The following is a 25356-nucleotide window of genomic DNA, read 5'->3' as shown; positions in this document are numbered from 1 at the left end:
CAAATACTTACTATAATGAAGATTAGAGCTTTACTATTAATTATTGGAACCTGGCTGGTAACGGGTTGTTCAACAACATTAACCGACAATCCCGATCCGGTAGAACAAAAGATCAACAGCCTGTTAAGTGAAATGACGCTGGATGAAAAGATAGGCCAGATGCAGCAGGTTAACGACGGCTTTTTTGGCGACGAAGAAGCCACAAAACAAGCCATTAGAGACGGCAAAGTGGGATCGTTTCTGAACATCGTTGGTGCCGAGCGGGCTGCCGAGTTTCAACGTGTTGCCCTGGAAGAAAGCAAACACGGAATTCCCTTGCTTTTTGGGCGCGATGTAATTCACGGCTATCGCACTATTTTCCCTATTCCGCTGGGAATGGCATCCTCGTGGGAACCCGAACTGGCTGAAAAGGCGATGCGCATTGCGGCTGTTGAAGCCTCATCGATGGGAATTAACTGGACATTTGCACCAATGATGGATGTTACCTGGGATCCGCGCTGGGGACGAATTGCCGAAAGTTGTGGCGAAGATCCGTTGCTGACTTCTGAGTTTGCTGCTGCCATGGTAAAAGGATTTCAGGGCGACCTGGGCGATCCAACAGCTGTAGCAGCCTGTGCCAAGCACTTTGTTGGCTACGGAATGTCTGAAGCCGGACGCGATTACAACACCACCTATATTCCCGAACCCTTGCTAAGAAATGTTCACCTTAAGCCGTTTAAAGCAGCAGCCGATGCCGGAGCATTAACATTTATGTCGGCATTTAACGATTTAAACGGTGTACCAACATCCGGAAATGAATTCACGCTAAAGCAAATTTTGCGCAACGAGTGGAACTACGAAGGAATGGTGGTTAGCGACTGGGGATCGATTGAGGAAATGATTAACCATGGTTTTGCTGCCGATAAAAAACAAGCCGCCGAAATTGCCGCCAAAGCCGGTGTTGACATGGAAATGGCAACAACCTGTTACGCCGACAATTTAAAAACATTGATTGATGAAGGCGTGATTACTGAAGATATGATCGACACGTATGTGGGCAATATTTTGCGTGTAAAATTTAAGCTGGGATTATTCGAGAAAGCTTACGACAATCATGTTTCAACCGACACCATTCTGGCACCAAGCCACCTGGCTGTATCGCGCGAAGCAGCACGAAAAAGTATGGTTTTGCTGAAAAACAACAATAACACTTTGCCCATTTCAAAAAATATTCATTCGCTGGCCGTAATTGGTCCGTTGGCCGATGCCGCACGCGACCAGCTGGGAACCTGGATTTTCGACGGGCAAGGCGAAGACTCAACAACACCAAAACAAGCTTTTGGCGAAATTATTGGTTCTAGAATGAATTATGTACCTGGTTTGGAATACAGCCGCGATAAATCGGCAAAAGGGTTTGCCGAAGCTGTTGCTGCCGCCAAACGTTCGGATGCTATTTTATTCTTTGCCGGCGAAGAATCGATTCTTTCGGGCGAAGCAAATGCACGTGGAATCATTGATCTTCCGGGTGTTCAAACCGAACTGATTACCGAATTAAGGAAAACAGGCAAACCGCTTATTTTGGTGGTTATGGCCGGAAGACCGCTGGCAATTGGTGCCGAAATGGAAATGGCTGATGCCGTACTTTATGCCTGGCATCCCGGAACAATGGCCGGACCAGCAGTGGCCGACCTGATTTTTGGTGACTATTCGCCGTCAGGGAAATTACCTGTAACCTTTGTAAAAGGTGCCGGACAAATTCCGTTTTACTATTATCGTAAAAACACCGGCCGCCCTGCAACCGAAGATGATGTTACTTACATCGACGATATTCCGCGCAATTCAAAACAACTATCACTCGGGTTTAAATCCATGCACATTGATTATGGAGTCACTCCTCTCCTGCCCTTTGGATTTGGCTTGAGTTATACCGAGTTTGAATACGAAAATCTAAAACTGTCATCAAACGAAATGGCAACAAATGGATCAATTACCGTTTCGGCTGATATTAAAAACATCGGCAACTACGAAACGGAAGAAATTGTACAATTTTATGTGCGCGACAAAGTGGGCAGTATTACCCGACCCATTAAAGAGCTTAAAGGTTTTGAAAAAATAAACCTAAAACCGGGCGATGTAAAAACGGTAAGCTTCGAGCTGAAAGCTGAAGATCTGCAGTTTTTTAACGGCGATGATTTTGTAATCGAACCCGGTGATTTTGATGTTTGGATCGGGCCGAATTCAGATGAAGGACTACACAGCACATTTGTATTAAAATAGTAACTTAAAACAACTAAGGGTGAAAAACATCCTTTACTAACTAACATTAGCAGGCATTTCCATTGGCGAAATGCCTGTTTTTTTTGCTTTATGCACCCGGGGGATGATTCCGTGCCCCTGTCTTATGATTTCTCTGAAAAGCCTAGGGGTAAGGAAATTGAGGGAATTCAGAATGAAACAGATGATTATTTCTGCCTTTTAAACTCAACTTTCCAAAGTCCACGGAAATCATTCAGCTTATAACCCGTTGCCAAATCATTCGGATACAGTTCATTCAGCTTTGCTTTGGTTGCCGCGTTAATATCGGTCTCCGTATTTCCATGACATTTTAAACAGGCCGGCATCCCAGTTCTGATCGGCTTGTAATAAACCAAATCATTGCCATTTTGCAATACCGTGTCAGCCAGTTGTTCGTTGGCAAAAAGTTCCCACAGTTGTTTTTCCTGCCCGGTACTCAGCGCATTTTGCGGATTACGGTTTTTGGCCGAAACTCTTGAAATGTCACAATCAAATACACCCTTCAAACTATCCACAATTGAGTTTGCCTCAAGGTTACAGAACTTAACCGCATACTCAGTCCCGCCGGTTTGAATGGCTTTCCCCACATTACTTAAAAGCACTGTTTGTACATTGGCTGTAATTTCCTGTCCGCTGTTTTCATATTTTTTGTAGGTTTCCTTATCCAGTTTCGGAGAACAGGCAAAACAAAGAAACAGAAGAAAAATTGGATAGATTTTATCTGTCATAGCTCACATTTCTTAATTAAACAATTCAAAATAGCGTTAATTCGTTAACTGCAAGTTCTGCTTTATTTGTTAAATCACAAAATCAACTATCTTTGTTGCATCAAATATTCTTTCAAAAAAGGGTGTTTGATTATATAGAAGAGTGGAGAGATCGGGCTCTGTGAAACTCTGGCAACCTTGTCCGCCAGCCGACGGATAAAACGGTGCCAATACCCGGCCGGAAACGGAATTATAATTAAAACACAATCGATGAAGAAACTGCACTACAAATTATTTTTTACAAGCTACTTACACGGGGCAAATATGTGTATGCACCAGCGGTTTTAACCGCATAAATTTGAGCAGAGTAAAAATACCTTTAACAAAAACTAAAAGACTGCAGACGATTTCGAAAAGTACAAACTTCCGACTTCGGACTTCAGTCTTCCGACTTAATTAAATATGTCGACAACAAAATCGTACGAAGAAATTAACCAAAAACTGAAGGCCGGGAAAGCAGTGGTTTTAACCGCCGAAGAAGTTGCGGAAATGGCGAAAGAAATGTCGCCCGAAGAAATAGTTGAGAAAGTTGATGTAGTAACCACAGCAACCTTTGGCGCCATGTGCTCGTCGGGCGCAATTATAAATTTTGGTCACGCCGATCCGCCCATCCGAATGGAAAAAATACGCTTAAACGGCGTTCCGTGTTACGAAGGACTGGCCGCTGTTGATTCATACATCGGAGCTACAGCCTGCGATCCTGACAATCCGGAATACGGCGGTGCACATGTTATTCAGGATTTACTGGAAGGAAAAGATGTGGTTTTGGAAGCCTGGGGAAAAGGCACCGATTGTTATCCGCGCAAGCATATTAAAACAAAAATCAACATCAACACCATAAATGAGTTTACGCTTTTTAATCCGCGAAATGCGTATCAGAATTACAATGTGGCGGTAAATACCACATCAACGATAAAACATACCTACATGGGTACTTTGTTGCCCAATTTGCGTAACGCCACCTACTCCACTTCGGGCGAATTAAGCCCGCTGCTCAACGATCCGGAGTTTAAAACCATTGGGCTGGGAACACGCATATTTTTAGGAGGTACGCAAGGATTTGTTGTTTGGCCCGGAACACAGTTTCACACCACAAAACCGAAAAACGAACTGGGTGTTCCGGTAACAAACGCCGCCACCATTGCCGTTATAGGCAACCTGAAAGAAATGTCGGCCGAGTACATTCAGGCTGCATCGTACGAAAAATATGGCGTAAGTATGTTTGTGGGAATTGGAATTCCAATCCCGGTTTTAAATGCCGATATTGCTAAACGTGTATCGATTAATAACAGCCAGATTGAAACTTCGGTGCTCGATTACGGAACGGTTGGAACGCCAAAACTGGGGCAGGTTACCTACGAAGAGTTACAGTCGGGAACCATAAAAGTAAAAGGCAAAAAGATAAGAACCGCGCCGGTTGCCAGCTTAAAGAAAGCACGCAAAATTGCCGATGAATTGAAAAAATGGTTGCAAAATGGTGAATTTGAAGTCACTAAACCCGTGCAAATGTTCCCTGCCAATACATCGTTAAACGCATTACAAGAAACGGAGGTTGACAATGATTAAAAAAAGATACATACTGAATTTCCCTCCGCAAAGCGGCGACAAAGCGTTTACCTATCACCTGGTAAAAGATTACGATATCAGGATTAATATTCTAAAAGCGGAAGTTTATCCGGGAAAACGTGGAAGCCTTTTGCTCGAACTTCAGGGCAAAACAGAAAATATTGAAAAAGGCGTTAAATACATTAAAAGTCATAAAATTACCTGCGAATCGCTGGACAAACGAATTCGCTGGAAACAAGAAAAATGTATCGATTGTGGCAACTGCACCGCCGTATGTTTTGCCGGAGCTTTAACCATGAACAAAAGCAACTGGGAACTGGAATTCGACAAAAGCAAATGTGTGGTTTGCGAACTTTGCATTCCGGCCTGCCCGCTGAATTTGTTTGAAATTGATTTTAGATAAAACCAATGGTCGTCATGCTCAATCCGTCAGCTGACGGACAGAATGACGTAATAAATAATTTCTACTGAATGAATATTTTTGAAGAACGCACCTACCGCAGCCAGTTTAACACCGAACGTTTTACGGGTTTTGAAGTAAAACACCTGCAAACCGACCTTTGGATTGGTATCGATCCGGCATCTTATAAAGAGGAAATGCAGGAAGTGGCTTTGGCAAAAATGAAAACGCTGCGCCAAATTTTCGATGATTATATCGAAAAAGAACCGTTTTTCAGGAAAAGCCTGAAACCCTTTCAGCCGTCGGATTTTGCTCCGGAAGAAGCAATAGAAATGGCACTGGCTGCCGAGAAAGCCGGAATTGGCCCGATGTCGGCAGTGGCCGGTTTGTTTGCCCGCGAAATTGGCGAAGAAATTTGTAAAAACTTTTCGGTGAAGGAGCTGTTAGTTGAAAATGGCGGCGACATTTATTTGCTTTTACAGGATGAACTGGTTTTATCTGTTTTTGCAGGCGAATCGATTCTCTCCGAGCGTATCGGACTGGTAATCCCGCCGGCAAGTCGTACCTTTGGTATCTGCACTTCGGCCGGAACTGTTGGCCCATCGTTAAGTTTTGGAAAAGCCGATGCAGTGGTGGTGGTTTGTGAAGATATTCTTATGGCAGACGCACTGGCAACAGCACTGGGAAATAAGGTGAAAACCCCAGACCATGTTGAGAAAGTGATTAAACAGGCAGAAAATTATAAAGAGATACAATCGTTGCTCATTATTTGCGAAGACAAGATTGGCATTAAAGGAGATAACGAGATACGGATATTGAAATAGAATTTAACCGCAGAGACGCAAAGACACAAAGAACTTTGCGCCTTCGCGTCTTTGCGGTGAAAGTAAAAACAGATGACAACAAAAAAAGACATACGCGAAGAACTTAAGAAGAGAGTATTGGTATTGGATGGAGCAATGGGTTCGCTGATTCAGGAATATAAGCTGGACGAGGCCGATTACAGGGGCGAACTGTTGAAAGATCATCCGGGCGACCTGAAAGGAAACAACGACATGCTGTCGCTTACCCGCCCTGATGTTATTTCAGAAATCCATGAGGCTTATTTGGAAGCCGGTGCCGATATTATTTGCACTAATACCTTTAATGCAACCAGCATTTCGCAGGCCGATTACAATACCGAAGCGTATGTTTACGACATTAACAAAGCTTCGGCTGAAATTGCCAAAAAACTTACCGACAAATACACCGAGGCCAATCCGGATAAACCACGTTACGTTGCCGGATCAGTAGGTCCTACCAATAAAACTCTATCGCTTTCGCCCGATGTGAATGATCCCGGTTATCGCGCCATTTCCTTCGACGAAGTAAAAATAGCTTACCGCGAACAAGTGGAAGCATTGCTCGATGGCGGTGTTGATCTGTTACTGATCGAAACAATTTTCGATACGCTAAACAGCAAAGCAGCCATTTTTGCCATTGAAGAAGTGCTGGATGCAAGAGGCATAAATATCCCGCTGATGGTTTCGGGAACCATAACCGATGCCAGTGGCCGCACACTTTCGGGTCAAACACTGGAAGCTTTCCTGAACTCGGTTTCACATGTCGATTTGCTAAGTATTGGGCTGAACTGCTCGTTGGGAGCTACCGATCTTCAACCGTACATTAAAGAACTGGCCGGGAAAGCACCATTTCACATCAGTGCGCACCCCAATGCGGGATTACCTAACCAGTTTGGTGAGTATGATGAGACGCCGGAAATTATGGCCGGCCACATCAAACAATATCTCGATAATAACTATGTAAATATTATTGGTGGTTGCTGCGGAACTACACCTGCTCACATAAAGGCTTTTGCCGATATGGCAGCCAAAGCAAATCCGCACCACCGGGCCGAGGCCAGCACGTACACAAAACTTAGCGGACTGGAGCCGGTAACCATAACCGAAAACACCAACTTTCTGAATATTGGAGAGCGTTGTAACGTAGCCGGATCGCGAAAATTTGCTCGGCTGATTAGCGAAGAAAAGTACGAGGAAGCCCTCACCATTGCCCGCCATCAGGTAGAGAATGGTGCGCAGGTAATCGACGTAAATATGGATGATGCCATGTTGGACGCCGAAAAAGAAATGGTAACCTTCCTGAACCTGATTATGGCCGAACCCGATATTGCCAGACTGCCCATTATGATCGACTCCTCGAAATGGAATGTAATTGAGGCCGGTTTAAAATGTTTGCAGGGAAAAGCGATTGTAAACTCCATCAGCTTAAAAGAGGGCGAAGAAATTTTTATCGAACAGGCACAAAAAATTAAACGTTACGGCGCTGCTGTTATTGTTATGGCTTTTGACGAAAAGGGCCAGGCCGACAACACCGAACGCCGCAAAGAAATTTGCAGCCGCGCCTATAAAATTCTTACCGAAAAAGTTGGACTGCCTGCACAGGATATTATTTTCGATCCGAACGTGTTGACCATCGGCACCGGAATTGAAGAACATAACAACTACGCCGTTTCGTTCATCGAATCGGTAAAATGGATAAAAGAGAATCTGCCGCTGGCAAAAGTTAGCGCGGGTGTCAGTAACGTTTCGTTTGCTTTCCGCGGAAACAATGTGGTGCGTGAAGCCATGCACTCGGTGTTCCTGTTTCACGCTATAAAGGCCGGTCTCGACATGGGAATTGTAAACCCGGGAATGTTGCAGATTTACGATGAAATTCCAAAAGATTTTCTGGAACGGATTGAAGACCTCGTATTAAATCGCAGGCCTGATGCAACCGAAAGATTACTTGAATTTGCCGAAAACCTGAAATCGACATCGAAAAAGGAAGTAAAAAAAGATGAATGGCGCGAATTACCGCTTGAAAAACGTATCGAGCACTCGTTGGTAAAAGGATTGCCCGAATTTGTTGACGAAGACATGGCCGAAGCCGTTGAAAAATATTCTCCGGCATTGAACATCATCGAAGGCCCGCTGATGGACGGAATGAACGTGGTTGGCGACTTGTTTGGTTCAGGAAAAATGTTCCTGCCACAGGTGATCAAATCGGCTCGGGTGATGAAAAAGGCCGTGGCTTATTTGCTGCCGTTTATTGAAGCAGATAAAGCGAAATTCAAAAACAGTACGAAGCAGAAAAAAGTACTGATGGCCACCGTAAAAGGCGACGTACACGACATTGGCAAAAACATTGTTGGTGTGGTACTGGCTTGTAACAACTACGAAATCATCGATTTGGGTGTTATGGTGCCAACCGAGAAAATTTTGGATGAAGCCATTAAAAACGAAGTGGATGTAATCGGACTGAGCGGTTTGATCACCCCTTCACTGGAAATTATGGTGGAAATTGCCCAGGAGATGGAACGCCGTAAAATGAATATTCCGGTGATGATCGGCGGCGCAACTACGTCAAAAATTCATACGGCAGTTAAAATTGCCCCTGTATATTCAGCACCGGTAGTTCACGTAAAAGATGCTTCGCTGGCCGTAAACGTGGTTTCCCATCTGATTTCAAAGAATGAAACATTCCTTCATAATTTGGATGCAGAATACGCTCAGATTCGCGAATTCCAGGGAAAACGAAAAGCGAAAGAATACATTACCCTGGAAAAGGCACGCGAGAATAAATTCGCCATCGATTGGAACAACACGCCAATTTACAAACCAAATTTTACCGGCGTAAAACACCTGATCGACTACCCGCTGGAAGAACTGCGGAAATATATCGACTGGACCTTCTTCTTCATCACCTGGGGTTTAAAAGGGCACTACCCGCAAATTCTGGCCGATGAAAAACAGGGAGAAGAGGCCAAAAAGCTGTTCAAAGAAGGGAATGAATTTCTGGATGAAATTATAGAGAAAAAGATGCTGCAGGCCAACGCTGCATTCGGAATTTGGCCGGCACAATCGGACGGCGACGACGTGGTGCTTTACGAGGATGAATCGTGCCAAAAAGAAATCGGACGTTTTTATCATCTTCGTCAGCAAGAAAAGAAAAAAGAGGGCGTAGCGAATTTCTGTTTGTCTGATTTTGTCGCTTCGAAAGAGTCGGGGAAAGTGGATTATTGCGGAGGTTTTGCCACCACTGCCGGTATTGGTATTGAAAAATGGACCAAACAATTCCGCGAGGAACACAACGATTATAAAGCCATAATGGTGGAAGCACTGGCCGATCGTTTAAGCGAAGCTTTTGCCGAACTGCTTCACCTCGAAATTCGCAAGAATTACTGGGGTTATGCACCCGACGAAAACCTGTCGCTCGACCAGATCCTGAAAATTAAATACCAGGGAATTCGTCCGGCACTGGGCTACCCGGCTTGTCCGGAACACGCTGAAAAGGAGAACCTATTCAAACTGATCGACGCTGAAAAAATTGGAATTTCGCTGACGGAGCATTTTGCCATGTATCCGAATGCATCGGTTTCAGGGCAATACTTTGTGCATCCCGAGTCGCGTTATTTTAGTCTTGAAAAAATTGGCAAAGACCAGGTTGAAGATTATGCGAAACGTAAAAATGAATCGGTAGAATTTGTTGAGAAATTTTTGCCAACAAACCTGAATTACAAGTAACAAATTAGTTGAAAACTCACCTTGGGTGAAACTCTCAGAATAATTAATTAGCCTTGAAATTCTAATATCTAACATTAGTATTTCAAGGTTAGCTTCAAACATTTAGCTTGTATTTCTAATATTGGATATTTAAATCTGAACGATAAATAGAAAACTTGAATGATCAGCTGAAAAAGAATTACAACAGCCCAATTCGTTTTAAAAAACTGTCATTTATTTTTCAATTTGAAGTTTATTCAGACGATAAGGTACGAAATTGTTAAATTTGCATCAGTAAAACAGACTAAAATCATATGAAAGTTATAGACACCATAAATCAGGCAAAGAAAACCGTATTTTCTTTTGAATTGTTGCCGCCGTTAAAAGGTAACGACGTTTCGCGCCTGCATAAAACGATTGAAAGCTTAACCGAGTTCGATCCGAAATACATTAATATTACTACCCACCGCGACGAGATTGAATTTAAAGAACTCGCAGATGGAAGCATTGTAAAACAAACCGTTCGCAAACGCCCGGGAACAGTGGCTATTGCTGCCGATATTCAGCACAAATACGGCATTCCGGTGGTTCCGCATATTTTATGTGGCGGTTTTACCAAAAGCGAAACAGAACACGTATTGATTGACCTGAACTTTTTAGGAATTAACAACGTTCTGGCGTTGCGTGGCGACGGATTGAAAAACCAACATGTTTTTCAACCTACCGAGAATGGCCACTCAAATGCCAACGAGTTGGTAAAACAAATTAAAGATCTTGGTAAAGGGAAATACCTGGATGCCGATCTGAAAAACAATAAGCCACTTGATTTTTGTATTGGTGTTGCCGGATATCCCGAGAAGCATTTTGAAGCGCCAAACATGGAGCAAGACATGCTTTACCTAAAACAAAAAGTTGACGAAGGTGCCGATTACATTGTAACCCAAATGTTTTTCGACAACCAGGTTTATTACGATTTTGTGGACAAATGCCGCGCAATGGGAATTACAGTTCCGATTATTCCGGGAATTAAGCCTATCAACCTGAAAAATCAGTTGACGGTGCTTCCAAAAATATTTAGCATCGACTTGCCTCAGGAGTTGTCAAAAGAGCTGACAAAATGCAAAAACAACGACGATGCACGACGTGTAGGAACGGAGTGGGCTATTTACCAATCGAAAGATTTGGTTGCGCGCAACGTACCATCGTTACACATTTACACCTATGGCATTTCGGATAATGTTAGTGAAATTGTAAAGGCGGCTTTCTAAGCAGAACTCATGTTAATACGATACAAAAAGGAGGCTGGAAAATGAATTTCCAGCCTCCTTTTTGTATAAAAGTACTGCTCAATTATTGTCTTTCTAAAACATCCTCCGGCTTCCTTCGTCAGCCACCTCCTTTATAAGGAGGATTAGCAATATGCCACTTCTTTGGTTGAATAAGAATTCCCCTTTGAAGGGGAAAACAAGGGGATGATAGCAACTCCCACTAATAATCAATGTATTTATACTGAATATCGACTTATCCTTCTACCTGAATTTCAATATCCTGCTGATTGAGTTTATCGTTATCAGCCTGGTTATTTAATTTTAACGAGTAGATCATTGCTTCCACCTGACGTAACAAGTTACGTTTATCTTTACTTGGTGCATACACAAAGCCAAAAGCGTTAATTACACGCTGGTTCGATGCATCTAATTCCGATAGTGCAACGTATGGTCCACCCATAAAATCATTCTCAACACGCCACAAACCACGCATTTCGGAAGCATAATTTCCATTGTGCTTAATTACATTATTAATCTGATCGAGGCGTTTTTCGGTTGACATATAACTTCCGTCGGTTGGGCCCGGAACGTATTTTTTAAGCAAGCTGTCGCGTATTGGCAACTGGTAATCAACCGTAAAAGCACTGTCGGAAACATACGGATACGAATAAACCACAATTCCCTGGGTGATTTCAGGCGAATCGAACTGTACCCACAAAAAATCCTTTTTCTGTTCCATGATGCGGAAACCCGGTGGAACTTTCATGGTAACATCAAACTCGCTATTCAGCGTATTAAAAACTGCTCTTTCGTAGGTGTCGTTATAATTCATCGTTATACGCTCTTTTTCGGCCTGCACAAAATACGACAGTATTCTGTCCTTGTTTTCCCTGAAGATCTTTTCAAACTCGTCGGCATTTTTAGCGCTAATTTGTATGGTCGCCTGCGGATAAGCCCACACATCGTCGGTGAATTTTATTCCACTCTCGTCAACATTCGAAGAAATGGTAGTTTGTACAATGTTTCGGGTCGATCTGAAAATGTCTTTAAAAGCGTCGTGCGGAACGTTAATCAAATCGAAAAGTGGCTCTTCCTGTGGTAATCCGGCATGCGGCTGCGCCAGTGTTTCGCGAAGAACTTCTCCGGGTTTACCATTCCACGAATCTTTTGATATTACAACAACCATTTCACCGGCTTTTCCGGTAATATTTTTGTACATAACAGTTGAATCCGAATCGCAGCCGGCAAAAATTGCGGCAACGATTACCAGATAAACAAGGTGGCTAATACGTTTCATTTAATCAGTTTTTTGGATTTTCAAAATAAATAACAAAAACCTTACCATACTGCTAAGCTACAACATGCTGTAATAAAAGGCTATTGGATGAAATACAAAAAATCCCGTATCTGAATTACAGAACGGGATTTGAATATCTATTTCGATATTAATTACTTGTCGATTTTTTCGCTTTCCGGTTTTTTATCCTCAGGATCGTCCTCTTTTGTGGCTTCTTTAAATTCCTTCATTCCTTTTCCAAGCCCTTTCATCAACTCCGGAATTTTACGACCGCCAAACAGAAGTAAAACAATTATTAAGATGATTATTATTTCCTGAGGTCCGATAAATCCTGCAACTACAAATAAATTCATATTACTAATAAGTTAATTGGTTCCACAACAAAAATAGTTTTTTTTCATTAAAATGTGCCGTTAATCATTTTAATTATATCGTTGGCATTGGCATAAAGTACCAAAGCCAAAAGTAATACCATTCCGGCAATTTGTGCATACTCCAAAAATTTTTCTCCGGGTTTTCTTCCGGTAATCATTTCGCCAAATAAAAACATTACGTGTCCGCCATCCAATGCAGGAATTGGCAAGAGGTTCATAATGGCCAAAATAATAGAAATAAACGCTGTCATATTCCAGAAATGCGCCCAATCCCATGAAGAAGAAAAAATATTTCCGATGGTTGCAAATCCTCCCAGCGACTCGTATGCTTTTGTTTCTTTTTTAAAGAACAGTTTAAACTGTTTCAGGTAATTTCCGGTAGTTTGAACACCGCGATCAATTCCTGCAGGGATAGATTCAAGAAAACCATATTTAATGGTTTTAAACTCAAAAATATCAGGATTATTAAGTGCCGCATTAAAGCCCATTTTACCATCTTCGTTAATCGTTAGCGTTTTGGTCATTTCCTGACCATCGCGGATAATATCGATAGCAATTTCCTCACCTTTCTTTGATTCCAGGTAATTGGTAAACTGATCGTAATACTCAAACGATTTTCCATCAACTTTTCCAAGAACATCGCCAACTTCAAGTCCTGCTTTTTGTGCCGGAAAATCTTTTGCCAAACGGCCGATCTGAATATCGTAAGGAATACGCTCGTCCCAAATACCTTTGCTTTTTAGCAGTAGCGCCAGGTCCTCTCCTGTTATCTCCACATCTACTTTCTGTCCGTTGCGCTCCACCTGAACGGTTTGTGCACCATCTAAAACAATGGTTGGTACAATTTTGCTGAACTGTTCGATGTATTCATTGTCAACGGTAAGAATTTTATCGCCGGTTTTAAAACCAAGCTCCTCGCCGGTTTCGTTAACCACAATGCCATATTTTACATTCTCGGTTGGCAGGTACTGTTCGCCCCATGCATAAAGCACACCAATGTAAATTACCATGGCAAAAATGAAATTCATTAAAACGCCACCAACCATAATCAGCAAACGCTGCCAGGCCGGTTTTGCACGAAATTCCCAGGGTTGAGGCGGAAGTTTCATGGCTTCCTTGTCCATCGACTCATCGATCATTCCCGAAATTTTCACGTAACCACCAAGCGGCAACCATCCGATTCCGTATTCGGTTTCGCCTTTCTTTATTTTAAAAAGCGAGAACCAGGGATTAAAAAAGAGGTAAAATTTTTCTACCCGGGTTTTAAACAAACGGGCAAACATAAAGTGGCCGGCCTCGTGCAAAACCACTAATATTGACAGACTTAAAAGTAATTGTGCTGTTTTAATTAATATCGACTCCATTAAATTCTTCTAAATTTTGTTTTCTGTTAACAACTGTGCCACTGTTCTTGTTTCGTTGTTGGTCTCAATTAAATCATTGAGCGTTGGCTGATTTACAAAATCAACCTTATTCATGGCCTGTTCTATTATTTCGGGCATTTGCAAAAAGCTGATTTTTCGTTTTAAAAATGCCTCAACAACTATTTCATTTGCTGCATTTAAAATACAGGGCATATTTCCGCCTTTTTCCATTGCTGCAAAAGCGAGTGCAAGGTTACGAAAAATTTCTGTATTTGGCTGCTCAAAATGTAAAGTGGTGTAATCTAAAAAGTTGAACCGCGGGAAGTTATTTTTAATCCGGTTCGGAAATCCCATGGCATATTGTATGGGCAACTTCATGTCGGGCAGTCCCATTTGTGCTTTCATCGAACCATCTTCAAACTGAACGATGGAATGAATGATGGACTCGGGATGAACAACTACATCAATTTTTGAAGCCGGCAACCCAAAAAGCCAGTGTGCCTCAATCACTTCAAAACCTTTATTCATGAGCGTTGCCGAATCGATGGTGATTTTTGCGCCCATATCCCAGTTGGGGTGCGCCAGGGCGTCGTCAACCGTAACATGTTGTAAGTCTTCGAGTGTTTTACCACGAAACGGGCCGCCTGAACAAGTGAGGTAAATCTTTTCAACCGGATTCATAAACTCGCCAACCAAACACTGGAAAATGGCCGAGTGCTCCGAATCAACCGGTAGCAGGTCAACCTGTTTTTCGCGGGCAGCTTTTGTTATGATTTCGCCGGCAACAACCAGCGTTTCTTTATTGGCCAGTGCAATTGGTTTCCCGGCATTTACAGCATTGTAAGTTGGAATTAAGCCCGAATACCCCACCATGGCCGTCAGTACCAAATCGATGGTATCCATTTCCACCACCTGGTTCAGGGCCTCTTCTCCGGCGTAAACTTTTATATCTTCATCTTCAAGGGCGCTGCTAACGAGTTGGTATTTCTCTTTGTTGGCGATAACCACCACATTGGGCTGAAATTTTTTTGCCTGCTGAATGAGCAGCTCCACACTGTTATTTGCTGTTAAAACCTCAACTTCAAATAATTCGGGATTTTGCTCAATGACCTCCAGCGCCTGGGTTCCTATGGATCCGGTAGATCCAAGAATTGCTATTTTTTTCTTCATCTTAAAAGTCAATGTACTGTTCCGGATCAAGTGCAGTTCCATCGTGCCACAACTCAAAATGCAGGTGTGGTCCACTTGATAATTCTCCTGTGTTTCCGATAATGGCAATCGCCTCGCCGGCTTTTACTGTCTGTCCGGTTTTCTTCAATAACTCGGCGTTGTGTTTATACACCGAAACCAAATTTGCTTCGTGCTGAATGTAGGCTACATAACCTGTTTCGAGGGTCCATCCGGCAAAAATCACCGTTCCGTCTAACACCGACGAGATACGGGCATTGGGTTCACTCACCAAATCAACACCAAAATGATCGGGTGTATTTTTGAAATGTTCCGAAACCACCCCTTTTACCGGCACAAAAAAGTGTACCTGGCTGAGCTCTGTAACATCGGCATTATTGTTCATTATGGAAAGACTCAGCTGTTCAGCCAGTAATTTATCCTGAAAAACAGAATCGTGATTGTACTGCTTAAATTCTACCTCATCCGTCTCAATATCGGCTGTAGCCATTTGATCATCCTCAGGCACTTCGCCCGACATTATGGCCTGAATACCTTTGAAAAACTGATCGCGTTTTGCCAGTTCCTGTTCCAGCGAATCGACTACCAAAGCATTACGCACCAACATTTGCCGGTACTCGGCTTTTGGGTAACCCGGAATATATTCGCGCAATCCGGTAGTTGCAATCAGCAAAATGACCAGGATGACCAAAATTGCCGATGTTAAACTGGTTACGGTGAACACTTTCAGCCGCGAAAGCTTCATGCTCCACACCGACTGAAACGTGGTATCGTTGTAAATGATTAACCGGTATTGATTTTTTAGTTTGTCAAAAAACTTCTTCTCTTCCACTCCCCACAAAATTTTAAGGCTACAAATTTAGTAAGAATTGAGACATGACCCTGTTGTTTAGAGATTTTTAACCAATTGATTTAGAGTCAACAGAAAACAGGCTTGTAAAAAGCGCGAGTTTGTTGCCACACACTGCACCTCACAGTGTTAGCTGTTATTCACAAAATATAAATTTTGAATAAGCAAGAAAAAAATAATCAATGTTCAATGATGAATAACCAATACTGCTTAAAACACACACCAATTTTAAGTTGATTTGGAAATTGATCATTCGGTACTGGATATTTTTCAGTTTTCCTACCGTTCAACAGGATAGCAAATTCGGGTAATCCATTTTGCCGGATCAGGTTCCTGCTGCGGATCGGTTAGGTATATTTCCATTGGCGCACTGGCCAGGTTAAAACCGTGTGCTTCTACCCATTTCTGCACAGCTATGTGCCCTTCCTGCAAGTTGCTGTAATCGCCATAAAAATCGAGGCAGGCACAAGTGCTAGTAGGAAAAGTTGCCACTTTTACTGTTGCATTTCCTTCAATATTTTCTTTGATTGGAATGCCGCATTCAAAATCAATATTTTCTTCGTCCATCAGGTGGTACATCGAAAAAGGCATTCCGGCCATTTCAATTTCCTTTTGCGCCAAAAATTTGCTGATCTCGCTATACATCTCACTCATTTCGCGACTCACTTCAATAAAAGGCACGGTTTCGCGAATGCCGGCATAGTACATTTCTGGTACTTCGTCAAGCAGAATTACCGGTTCGTTCTCCTTCTCGATTACCTGGCAAAGTGCCTTTAATTTTACCAAGCCATTGTCGAAATCGGTTGCCATACTTTTTTTCATCAGCAGCCCCATCCAACGTGCAAAAGGATTGTTACCAACATCATATGTCAGTGCCCAGTTCACGGTAGTTCCCTCGTTCTTCTCTGCCAACAAAAAACTACTTAAAGCTTCTCCACGTTCCATAAAATCGAGCGAAACAGTAACTTCGTTGTACGCATTTGCCTCAATAATTTCGATGGATGCAACACTATTTTCGTTGGATTCATTTCTCAAAATATAACCTCCACCTGCACCAACTCCGTGGTTAATGTATTCCACACTGCTATTTTCGCCCCTTCGTTTCCAGGGCGACCAATTATCCCACCGGTGCAAATCAATGAGTTGTGCATAAACGGTTTTCACAGGGGCCTGAATATCGGCACTCCGCTCAACCACAAGCGTTTTGGGCAAAAAATAAGCGATGGCAACAAACAAAGCGCCCCACAACAAAACCCACATAATAATCCGAACAAATCGACTCATAACAAGTTTTTAGTTTCAATATAATGCAATTCGTGTAATTCAAACCGCATATCAAATACAAATGTTAAAACCGAACCAAAATTTACAGGAAAGTTAAAAATGCTGCTGCGGATTTCCGAATTATCGTAATCTGGGTGGTCATTCTTTCTGTTAACATAAAGGATAAAGAGATATAAATCACGTATTAAGTATTTTGAAAAACTATATTTGTACAAATTTTTTGAATAGAACAATTAATAAAATGATGAGAAAATTAAATCTGATGCTGTTGATATCAATCTTCATGATTGGTTCGGCAGTTGCCAAAGAAGGAATGTGGCTTCCTTCACTTATTCACAAACTGAACATTAAAACCATGCAAGATATGGGCTGCGAATTGAGTGCTGAAGATATTTACAGCATCAATCAATCGAGCCTGAAAGATGCGATCGTGGCACTCGACCGCGGATCGTGTACTGCCGAAGTAATTTCAAAAGACGGTCTGCTTTTAACCAACCACCACTGTGGTTTTGGCGAAATTCAGCAGCACTCTAGCGTTGAGCACGATTATCTGCAAGATGGTTTTTGGGCCCGTTCAAAAGAAGAAGAACTTCCGAACCCGGGAAAAACGGTTACTTTCCTTATTTCGGTTGAAGATGTAACCGCTAAAGTTTTGGCCGATGTTACCGACGAAATGAGCGAAAGCGAAAGAAACGACAAAATCGACCAGACAGTTCGCCAGCTGGAAAAAGAAGCAAAAGGCGATACGCACTACGAAGTTTACATAAGAGACTTTTTAAAAGCCAACCAATACTTCCTTTTTGTTACCGAAACATTTAAAGATGTACGTTTGGTAGGAGCACCACCGCAAGCATTAGGTAAATTTGGTGGCGACACCGACAACTGGATGTGGCCACGCCATACCAACGACTTTTCGATGTTCCGCGTTTATTGTGGTCCCGACGGATTACCAGCCGAATACTCGGAAGACAATGTGCCTTACCAGCCAAAACACCACTTGCCAATTTCGCTTAAAGGTGTTGACGAAGGCGATTTTGCCATGGTATTTGGTTACCCGGGAAGCACCAACCGTTACAAAACATCGTGGGGAATTGACTACACCATGAAAGTAACAAACACTGCACGCATTTTGGTTCGTGAGAAAAAACTGGACATTATTGCCGACTACATGGCTACCAGCCAAAAAGCAAAAATCCAGTATGCATCGAAACATGCACGCAGCGCCAACTACTACAAAAATGCAATTGGCCAAAACCAGGCATTGACAAAACTGGGCATTATTGCACAAAAACAAGAGCTTGAAAAAGAATTTACCAACTGGGTAAATGCAAATGCCGACAGAAAAGCAAAATACGGAGAAGCACTTTCATTAATTGAAGAATCGTATAAGGAAGTTGAGGCTGAAAAAGCAATGGAATTTGCTGCAGAAGCCTTGTTGCGCGGACCAGAGATTTTTATGTTTGCCTACCGCGCCAACCAATTGGCCGACCTGTTGGAAAAACCGGAAGAGAACAAAGACAAAATTGAAGCTTTTTCGGGCCGACTGGAAGAATCGCTGGATGCTTTCTACAAAGATTACGACGCGGCTACCGATGAAAAAATTGTTGCTGCACTGATGAAGATTTACGCCGAAAACATCTCATCAGGCTACTACCCGTCTTTCTTTGCTGAAATTCAAAACAAATACAAAGGCGACTACGCTAAGTACACCGAAAAAATGTTTAAAAAATCGATTTTCGACAACCAGGAAGAGTTGACTGCTTTCCTCGAAAATCCTTCGTTAAAAACACTGCAGAAAGACATGGTTTTTCAGGCAGCTGTTGACATTTTTGATATGTACCGCGCTACATCGATGAGTTTAAGAGACGGCGACGAAAAGTTGCAAAAAGGAAGAAGGTTGTTTGTTGCCGGTTTAATGGAAATGCAGCCTGACAAGAAATTTTACCCGGATGCCAACTCAACCATGCGCTTAACTTACGGAACGGTAATGCCTTACGATCCGCGCGATGGTGTAACGTACAAATACTACACAACCACCGATGGCTACCTGGAAAAAGAAATTCCGGGCGATTACGAGTTTGACGTTCCTGCGCGCATGAAAGAACTGCTGTTGGATGAAAACTTCGGACAATATGCAGATGAAGACGGTAAACTTCGCGCCTGTTTCATTACCGATAACGACATTACCGGCGGAAACTCGGGAAGCCCTGTTATTAACGGAAAAGGCGAACTGATTGGTATTGCTTTCGACGGAAACTGGGAAGCCATGAGCGGCGACCTTGATTTTGAAGAAAACCTGCAACGCTGTATTAATGTTGACATCCGTTTTGTACTTTGGGTGGTTGACATTTATGCCGGTGCTCAAAACCTGATCGATGAAATGACAATTATTCGCTAAACGAATTCAGGATATTTTACTAAAACCTCGTCAAATTTTGGCGGGGTTTTTTGTTTATCACACTTGAGATTAAAAGTATTGAGTAACGTGACCGATAAAAACAAAGTTTGTTTATTAAAAAGAATACTCACTACTTTGTACTTTTAATCTCTCTACTATAAATAAAATGGCTCGACCAAAAATTACGATATACACCGACGGCGCTGCACGCGGAAATCCGGGAAACGGAGGCTACGGAATTGTGTTGCTTTCCGGCCCTCACCGCAAAGAACTTTCGGAAGGCTATAAACATACCACCAATAACCGTATGGAGTTGCTGGCGGTAATTGTGGCGTTGGAATCGCTGAAAATTGAAGGCTGCGATGTTACCGTTTACACCGACTCGAAATATGTTGCCGATGCCGTTGAAAAGGGCTGGGTTTTTAATTGGGTGAAAAAGCGCTTTAAAGGCAAAAAAAATCCCGACCTTTGGATGCGGTTCCTTGAGATTTATAAAAAGCACGTAGTTAAGTTTGTTTGGGTGAAAGGCCATGCCAACAATCCGCTTAACGAGCGTTGCGATGAGTTGGCAGTTGAAGCATCGATGAAGCCAAATCTTTTAGTTGACGAGGGGTATAAACCGGAATAATTTGAAATGAAACAACTAAGTTTGGTACTGCTTCTTTTGACTTTTATTTCTTGCCAAAAAGAAGTTGAACCGGATAAAAAAATGGAAACCTTAAAATATATAGAAAGAGCAAGCGGGGAAGTTAAAACCGAAAATGTTCCCGGCAAAGGAATGCTGAAGTGGTTGTACGCGTCGGCAAGCGGGAAAGCTGCCCTGAACCTGTTGGTTAAACGCAAAATCGTTTCGGCAGCTGGTGGCTGGTATATGGATTCGAGGCTTTCGGCAAAACGTATCCCTGAATTTGTAAACGAGCACCGCATTAATTTAAACGAATGCGAAATCAGCGATACGCAGCATTACAAAACCTTTAACAACTTTTTCTGTCGCAAACTAAAACCGGGTGCGCGCCCAATGGAAGAAGGTGTTGTTTCTCCGGCAGATGGAAAAATTCTGGCCTTTCAATCGATGAAGGATATTCCATCGTTTTTTATAAAAGGGTCTGAATTTAACCTGCAAACTTTCCTTGACGATGAAAGTCTGGCAAAAAAATACGAAGATGGAGCAATGGCCATTGTTCGTTTGGCTCCGGCTGATTATCACCGATATCATTTCCCGGCTTCGGGAATTGCTTCTGAATCGCTTAAAATTAATGGCCACTATTATTCGGTTTCGCCACTGGCACTGCGTGGCAACCTGAAAATTTTCTGCGAAAACAAACGCGAATACTGCACCCTTTCAACGGAAGAATTTGGAGATATTCTGATTGTTGATGTGGGCGCTACCATGGTTGGAAGCATTATTCAAACTTACGAGGCAAACTCCAAAGTGAAAAAAGGAGACGAAAAAGGCTACTTTGCTTTTGGTGGATCAACACTGGTTTTACTGTTCGAAAAAGAAACGATTACGTTTGATGCCGACCTGATTGAAAACACAAAAAAAGGCTTGGAAACCACCGTTAAAGTTGGTGAGAAGATTGCTTCGCCTGTTTTGTAAAAAAGAGTGAAAGCATGACTTTAAGTTGTGTGAAAGCAAAAATTGGAGTGATAGTATGACTCTGAGTCATACTATCACTAGCGTGAACGAAGCAAAAGTTCTGCAATCAACTATAAATCAAGCGCAAGTTGTTCATCCAACAAACGAAACGTCATGCGATGGTATTTTGTTGGCCCGAATTCCTTAATAGCGGCCCGGTGTTTTTTGGTTGGATAACCTTTGTTTTTGTCCCAATCGTAATTTGAAAATTCCTGATGAATCGCGGCCATATAATCGTCGCGGTAAGTTTTGGCCAGAATCGATGCTGCGGCAATGGAATAAAATCGTCCGTCGCCCTTAATCATGCAGGTGTACGGAATTTTGCTTTTGGTTCGGAAGCGGTTACCATCGATCAGCAAATGTTCGGGAACAGTTTCCAGTTTTTCAATGGCCCTGTTCATAGCCAGAAAGGAAGCATTCAGAATATTCACCTCATCAATTTCATTATTATCAACCGCAACTACGGCCCACGCCAAAGCTTGCTCTTCAACCAGCGGACGTAACTGATAACGCTGTTTTTCTGTCAGTTTTTTGGAATCGTTCAACAACTCATTCTCAAAATCGGCCGGAAGAATTACTGCAGCAGCAAATACTGGTCCGGCCAGGCAGCCTCGTCCGGCTTCGTCGCAACCGGCTTCAATTGTATTTTTGTTGTAAAAAGGAAGTAGTTTTTGTTTATCCATAGAAAACGATCAAATTGACAAATTGTTAAACTGATAAATTGTTTTTTACTGCGACTGAAAACTGTTACTGAAGACTCTTTTCAACGCTCATCCACAGTAAACGCGCTGTTTCGTCCCAGCTAAATTTATTTTTCTGCAGAAATCCTTTTTCCACCAGTTCGGTGCGTAAATCGGAGTCTTCGTGCAACTTAATCATCGCATCGGTTATCTGATCGATTTTTAACGGATCGGCATAAAGTACGGCATTGCCACCAACCTCCGGGATAGATGTCGTATTCGAGCAAATTACCGGAACACCGGCACTCATTGCCTCAACGATAGGGATACCAAAACCTTCGAAAAACGGCACAAAAGTAAGTGCCATTGCTGCGCCAAAGATATCATGTAAATCGGCTGTTGAAACACGCCCCGTAAACACTACATCATCTTTGTGACGCATATTTTCATAGGTCTCAAAAATATCTCCTGTTTTATGCATTTCGCCGCCAACAATTACCAGCTTTGTTGCATTGTTAACCACACTTTTAAAGGCATCAAAAGCCTTCAGTAAGCCACAAACATTTTTACGAGGATGTAAGGCACCCACAAACAGAAAATATTCAGCACCATCTGTAAACATCGAACGCACCTCCATTTTCTCTTCTTCAGAAATGGGTTCAAAAATCTGGTTGATTCCATCGTAAACCACATCAATTTTGTCGTAATCGACTTTAAACGAGCGGGTAATATCTTCTTTCGAATAAAACGAAACCGTGGCAATCCGTTTCGCCAGGCGGGCAAACTTTGGGAAATAGCGATTGTAGTATTTTGCTTTCAGCCAGGGAAGGTCATCGGGGCGATGCACAAAGTTAATGTCGTGAATTACACCCAATTGAGGCACTCTGGTACGTTGCGAAAGATAACCATCAGGCGACAGAAAAAGATCGGCTTTGTATTTTTTCAGGATTGCCGGGATTCGAAATTCAAACCAAAGATACCACAAAAACGGGTGGCGCGTTGGCGGACCAATAACTACCGGAGTAACATTTTCGGCAAAAATATAATCCTTGTTGTATGGTCGGTCAAATATAAAAATAAACTCATGCTCAGGATGATTGATCGTCATCCGTTTTAGCGTTTCATAAGTAAACCAACCTATTCCCTCAAGCTTCCCTTTTATTAATAAACGCGTATTTACGGCAATAACCATAAGTGCTGTCGATTTTTCGTAAATGTACAAAGTCTGTTCAAATATTTGTTACTTTTAAGTCTTCAAATTCTAGATACAATTCAAGAAACACGGTGTTTTGAAACGCAAATTTGTAACCAACCTGATATTATTACTTTTCCTGAATCTGCTGATAAAACCAATGTGGATTTTTGGCATCGACAGGACGGTGCAAAACTCGGTTGGCGACGAGACTTTTGGCCTGTATTTTGCGCTGTTCAACTTCTCGATGTTGCTTAATATTTTGCTCGACGTTGGCATTACCAACTACAACAACCGCAATATTGCCCAGCATAATTTTTTGTTACCCAAACACCTCTCCAATATCATTGGGTTGAAATTTATACTGGCTATTGTTTATGCTCTATTCAGTTTAGGGATTGCGGCCATTATCGGGTACAACAACATTCAGTTTCACCTGCTTTTCTTTTTAATATTTAACCAGTTTCTGATTTCTTTCACGCTTTATTTAAGGTCAAACCTAAGCGCGTTACATCTCTTCCGCACCGACAGTTTAATATCGGTTTTAGACCGAAGTATTATGCTGATTATTTGTAGCATTTTACTTTTTACATCGTGGACGAATATCCACTTTTCAATCGAATGGTATGTTTACGTGCAAACCATCGCCTACGTGCTTACTGCCGTAATTACTTTTGTTGTAGTACTTGCAAAATCGGGGCGTATAAAAGTGCGGTTCCAGCTTTCATTTTTTCGGGTATTTATCCGGAAATCATATCCTTATGCATTGCTAATTTTGCTGATGTCGTTTTACAACCGAATTGATTCTGTTTTGCTGGAACGTTTGCTCCCCCACCCAATTGGCAAAGAGCAAGCGGGTATCTATGCACATTCGTTTCGTTTGCTGGATGCCGTATCGATGTTTGGATTGCTGTTCGCCGGCTTACTATTGCCGATTTTTGCTAAAATGATCAAACAAAAGGAACCTATCGGGCAGATGGTGAAGCTTTCTTTTACACTTTTAATCGTGCCGGCAATAATTATTGCAGTTTCGAGTATTTTCTACGACAAGGAGATTATAGGCGCGTTATACACATCAAGCACTGAACATTCATCAGGTATTTTGGGCATTCTTATGACCGGATTTATCGGCATTGCCTGCACCTATATTTTTGGCACATTACTAACCGCCAATGGGAGCATGAAACAGCTGAATATTATGGCTTTTTGCGGAATGGTGTTGAATATTGCACTAAACTTGTTGCTAATTCCGCGATTTATGGCGTACGGATCGGCTTATGCAAGTTTAGCGACCCAGTTGTTTACCGGATTTGCCCAACTCGGTCTTGTCCTTTTCATTTTTAAAATAAAACCTCCGCTTTCTTACATCATCCGCTTAGCTCTTTTTATCGGGGCAGTGGTTGTTGCGGGGCTGGTTTCGAAACAAATCGGCCAGTGGTTTTACGGCTACCTGGCAATGCTGGCGGGCTCGGTAATTTTGGCGGTGCTGTTCAGGCTCTTTAACTTAAAAAATCTTTATCACATCATTTGGTATGAGAAGGATTAATCCATCAATTGAAGAATTAAAGAACGGAGACGATTACGAACTTCTGGCAGAACTGAACCACAGCGAGATTAAGTCGTTTGTGCTTTCGCAACTGGAGAAAGGTGGTTGGCTGGTTAAAAGTTTTATGGTGTACCAGGCAGTAATGGTTCTTCTGGGGTTATTCATCATTTCCCGCGCCCTGGTTTTTAGTTTCAAAGGCACATATGAACCACTTTGGCACACTATCGGTGTTATCGTTTTTTGCCTAACAGTGCTTGTTATCATTCACGAACTATTACATGGAATTGCGATAAAACTTACCGGTGCTAAAAATGTGCGGTACGGAGCCTATTTCAAAAAGTTTATCTTTTATGCCGAAGCCGACCGCCATGTTTTTAATCGAAGGCAGTTTACTTTCATTGCGCTTGCTCCGCTGATAGTGGTAAAACTAAGCACTCTTGTCGGAATAATAGTCTTTTTTAATCATCCGCTGTTTTTTGTGTTTACACTTATTATGTGTATCCATAGTTTGTTCTGTGCAGGCGATATCGGCTTATTGTCCGTGTTCTATTCGGAAGAATCAGAAATATTTACCTTTGATAGTAAAGAGGAACAAAGGAGTTATTATTTCAGAAAGAAGTAAAATTTTGGGATCGAGTAGGAGGAAAATAAAATAGTTTTCCTCCTACTTTATTTTCCGACCTCTCACACCACCGTACGTACGGTTCTCGTATACGGCGGTTCCT

General features: G+C 42.2%; 20 protein-coding genes and 1 riboswitch. Of the genes, 11 read left to right on the top strand and 9 right to left on the bottom strand.

The genetic code is table 11. The features are described from left to right. The first annotated feature begins 15 nt into the window (after nt 1–15). Complete coding sequence (locus tag BMW53_RS17850) at nt 16–2256, top strand: glycoside hydrolase family 3 N-terminal domain-containing protein (RefSeq protein WP_038556889.1); 2241 nt, start codon at nt 16–18, stop codon at nt 2254–2256. A gap of 185 nt (nt 2257–2441) precedes the next feature. On the opposite strand, the gene BMW53_RS17845 is transcribed toward BMW53_RS17850, so the two are convergent. After that, nucleotides 2442–3002, bottom strand: a complete 561-nt coding sequence (locus BMW53_RS17845; protein WP_051567674.1) for a c-type heme family protein — start codon at nt 3000–3002, stop codon at nt 2442–2444. 127 nt (nt 3003–3129) lie between these two features. Next, nucleotides 3130–3240, top strand: a riboswitch (SAM riboswitch). 203 nt (nt 3241–3443) lie between these two features. Here BMW53_RS17845 and BMW53_RS17840 point away from each other — a divergent pair. The 5 genes from BMW53_RS17840 (at nt 3444) to metF (ending at nt 10819) form a co-directional block, all read left to right on the top strand. Then, nucleotides 3444–4607: a homocysteine biosynthesis protein gene (locus BMW53_RS17840; protein ID WP_038556891.1), complete on the top strand. Its 1164-nt coding sequence runs from the start codon at nt 3444–3446 to the stop codon at nt 4605–4607. Next, a complete protein-coding gene (locus BMW53_RS17835) occupies nt 4600–5010 on the top strand; it encodes an NIL domain-containing protein (protein ID WP_038556894.1) in 411 nt (136 codons plus the stop codon). Before BMW53_RS17840 ends, BMW53_RS17835 begins: the two co-directional genes overlap by 8 nt. A 68-nt stretch (nt 5011–5078) precedes the next feature. After that, on the top strand, nt 5079–5831 hold the full coding sequence (locus tag BMW53_RS17830; protein WP_038556897.1) for a UPF0280 family protein: 753 nt from the start codon (nt 5079–5081) through the stop codon (nt 5829–5831). Between the two features lie 72 nt (nt 5832–5903). Next, nucleotides 5904–9572 (top strand): methionine synthase, encoded by a 3669-nt coding sequence (gene metH, locus BMW53_RS17825; RefSeq protein WP_038556900.1) that lies wholly within the window; start codon nt 5904–5906, stop codon nt 9570–9572. A 293-nt stretch (nt 9573–9865) separates the two neighbouring features. Then, nucleotides 9866–10819, top strand: coding sequence for a methylenetetrahydrofolate reductase [NAD(P)H] (metF, locus tag BMW53_RS17820; RefSeq protein WP_038556902.1), 954 nt, complete (start codon nt 9866–9868; stop codon nt 10817–10819). A 253-nt stretch (nt 10820–11072) separates the two neighbouring features. On the opposite strand, the gene BMW53_RS17815 is transcribed toward metF, so the two are convergent. The 6 genes from BMW53_RS17815 to BMW53_RS17790 all read right to left on the bottom strand — a co-directional run bounded on the left by BMW53_RS17815 (nt 11073) and on the right by BMW53_RS17790 (nt 17176). Continuing rightward, a complete protein-coding gene (locus tag BMW53_RS17815) occupies nt 11073–12116 on the bottom strand; it encodes a DUF4837 family protein (RefSeq protein ID WP_038556904.1) in 1044 nt (347 codons plus the stop codon). A gap of 152 nt (nt 12117–12268) precedes the next feature. Then, the gene (gene tatA / locus BMW53_RS17810; RefSeq protein WP_038556906.1) at nt 12269–12469 is read right to left on the bottom strand and encodes a twin-arginine translocase TatA/TatE family subunit; all 201 of its coding nucleotides are present in this window, start codon (nt 12467–12469) and stop codon (nt 12269–12271) included. 47 nt (nt 12470–12516) lie between these two features. Further along, entirely contained in the window at nt 12517–13854 is a 1338-nt protein-coding gene (gene rseP / locus BMW53_RS17805; protein WP_038556907.1) for an RIP metalloprotease RseP, read from the bottom strand. Between the two features lie 9 nt (nt 13855–13863). Then, nucleotides 13864–15024 (bottom strand): 1-deoxy-D-xylulose-5-phosphate reductoisomerase, encoded by a 1161-nt coding sequence (locus BMW53_RS17800; RefSeq protein ID WP_217642987.1) that lies wholly within the window; start codon nt 15022–15024, stop codon nt 13864–13866. 1 nt (nt 15025) lies between these two features. Continuing rightward, nucleotides 15026–15874, bottom strand: coding sequence for a M23 family metallopeptidase (locus BMW53_RS17795; protein WP_038556910.1), 849 nt, complete (start codon nt 15872–15874; stop codon nt 15026–15028). A gap of 297 nt (nt 15875–16171) precedes the next feature. Next, nucleotides 16172–17176: a GyrI-like domain-containing protein gene (locus tag BMW53_RS17790; RefSeq protein ID WP_038556912.1), complete on the bottom strand. Its 1005-nt coding sequence runs from the start codon at nt 17174–17176 to the stop codon at nt 16172–16174. Between the two features lie 241 nt (nt 17177–17417). Here BMW53_RS17790 and BMW53_RS17780 point away from each other — a divergent pair, with 241 nt between their 5' ends. The 3 genes from BMW53_RS17780 to BMW53_RS17770 all read left to right on the top strand — a co-directional run bounded on the left by BMW53_RS17780 (nt 17418) and on the right by BMW53_RS17770 (nt 21174). Further along, nucleotides 17418–19574 carry a S46 family peptidase gene (locus BMW53_RS17780; RefSeq protein WP_245749066.1) on the top strand — a complete coding sequence of 719 codons (2157 nt, stop codon included), beginning with the start codon at nt 17418–17420 and terminating at the stop codon, nt 19572–19574. Nucleotides 19575–19740: 166 nt separating this feature from the next. Continuing rightward, nucleotides 19741–20202 (top strand): ribonuclease HI, encoded by a 462-nt coding sequence (gene rnhA, locus BMW53_RS17775; RefSeq protein WP_038556918.1) that lies wholly within the window; start codon nt 19741–19743, stop codon nt 20200–20202. 6 nt (nt 20203–20208) lie between these two features. After that, nucleotides 20209–21174 carry a phosphatidylserine decarboxylase gene (locus BMW53_RS17770; RefSeq protein ID WP_217642985.1) on the top strand — a complete coding sequence of 322 codons (966 nt, stop codon included), beginning with the start codon at nt 20209–20211 and terminating at the stop codon, nt 21172–21174. Between the two features lie 110 nt (nt 21175–21284). Here the strand turns inward: BMW53_RS17770 and rnhB are convergent, their stop codons facing one another. Then, entirely contained in the window at nt 21285–21896 is a 612-nt protein-coding gene (rnhB, locus tag BMW53_RS17765; protein WP_038556920.1) for a ribonuclease HII, read from the bottom strand. Nucleotides 21897–21960: 64 nt separating this feature from the next. Continuing rightward, on the bottom strand, nt 21961–23085 hold the full coding sequence (locus BMW53_RS17760; protein ID WP_038564139.1) for a glycosyltransferase family 4 protein: 1125 nt from the start codon (nt 23083–23085) through the stop codon (nt 21961–21963). A gap of 97 nt (nt 23086–23182) precedes the next feature. Here BMW53_RS17760 and BMW53_RS17755 point away from each other — a divergent pair, with 97 nt between their 5' ends. Both BMW53_RS17755 and BMW53_RS17750 read left to right on the top strand, forming a co-directional pair. Then, on the top strand, nt 23183–24631 hold the full coding sequence (locus BMW53_RS17755; protein ID WP_038556921.1) for an oligosaccharide flippase family protein: 1449 nt from the start codon (nt 23183–23185) through the stop codon (nt 24629–24631). Beyond that, complete coding sequence (locus BMW53_RS17750) at nt 24618–25253, top strand: DUF3267 domain-containing protein (protein WP_051567675.1); 636 nt, start codon at nt 24618–24620, stop codon at nt 25251–25253. Before BMW53_RS17755 ends, BMW53_RS17750 begins: the two co-directional genes overlap by 14 nt. Nucleotides 25254–25356: the final 103 nt, after the last annotated feature.

Source organism: Draconibacterium orientale, assembly GCF_900111425.1.
Taxonomy (GTDB): domain Bacteria; phylum Bacteroidota; class Bacteroidia; order Bacteroidales; family Prolixibacteraceae; genus Draconibacterium; species Draconibacterium orientale.
The sequence above is the reverse complement of the archived record's forward strand: the minus strand, read 5'-3'. Positions and strand labels throughout refer to the sequence as shown.

Excerpts from the sequence above, each read along its gene's own strand:
- BMW53_RS17800 (WP_217642987.1), bottom strand. The coding sequence starts at position 15,024 with ATGAAGAAAAAAATAGCAATTCTTGGATCTACCGGATCCATAGGAACC.
- tatA (WP_038556906.1), bottom strand. The coding sequence starts at position 12,469 with ATGAATTTATTTGTAGTTGCAGGATTTATCGGACCTCAGGAAATAATA.
- BMW53_RS17770 (WP_217642985.1), top strand. The coding sequence starts at position 20,209 with ATGAAACAACTAAGTTTGGTACTGCTTCTTTTGACTTTTATTTCTTGC.
- metF (WP_038556902.1), top strand. The coding sequence starts at position 9,866 with ATGAAAGTTATAGACACCATAAATCAGGCAAAGAAAACCGTATTTTCT.
- rnhB (WP_038556920.1), bottom strand. The coding sequence starts at position 21,896 with ATGGATAAACAAAAACTACTTCCTTTTTACAACAAAAATACAATTGAA.
- BMW53_RS17830 (WP_038556897.1), top strand. The coding sequence starts at position 5,079 with ATGAATATTTTTGAAGAACGCACCTACCGCAGCCAGTTTAACACCGAA.
- BMW53_RS17750 (WP_051567675.1), top strand. The coding sequence starts at position 24,618 with ATGAGAAGGATTAATCCATCAATTGAAGAATTAAAGAACGGAGACGAT.
- BMW53_RS17835 (WP_038556894.1), top strand. The coding sequence starts at position 4,600 with ATGATTAAAAAAAGATACATACTGAATTTCCCTCCGCAAAGCGGCGAC.
- BMW53_RS17845 (WP_051567674.1), bottom strand. The coding sequence starts at position 3,002 with ATGACAGATAAAATCTATCCAATTTTTCTTCTGTTTCTTTGTTTTGCC.
- BMW53_RS17760 (WP_038564139.1), bottom strand. The coding sequence starts at position 23,085 with ATGGTTATTGCCGTAAATACGCGTTTATTAATAAAAGGGAAGCTTGAG.
- BMW53_RS17790 (WP_038556912.1), bottom strand. The coding sequence starts at position 17,176 with ATGAGTCGATTTGTTCGGATTATTATGTGGGTTTTGTTGTGGGGCGCT.
- rnhA (WP_038556918.1), top strand. The coding sequence starts at position 19,741 with ATGGCTCGACCAAAAATTACGATATACACCGACGGCGCTGCACGCGGA.
- BMW53_RS17850 (WP_038556889.1), top strand. The coding sequence starts at position 16 with ATGAAGATTAGAGCTTTACTATTAATTATTGGAACCTGGCTGGTAACG.
- metH (WP_038556900.1), top strand. The coding sequence starts at position 5,904 with ATGACAACAAAAAAAGACATACGCGAAGAACTTAAGAAGAGAGTATTG.
- rseP (WP_038556907.1), bottom strand. The coding sequence starts at position 13,854 with ATGGAGTCGATATTAATTAAAACAGCACAATTACTTTTAAGTCTGTCA.
- BMW53_RS17780 (WP_245749066.1), top strand. The coding sequence starts at position 17,418 with ATGATGAGAAAATTAAATCTGATGCTGTTGATATCAATCTTCATGATT.
- BMW53_RS17815 (WP_038556904.1), bottom strand. The coding sequence starts at position 12,116 with ATGAAACGTATTAGCCACCTTGTTTATCTGGTAATCGTTGCCGCAATT.
- BMW53_RS17840 (WP_038556891.1), top strand. The coding sequence starts at position 3,444 with ATGTCGACAACAAAATCGTACGAAGAAATTAACCAAAAACTGAAGGCC.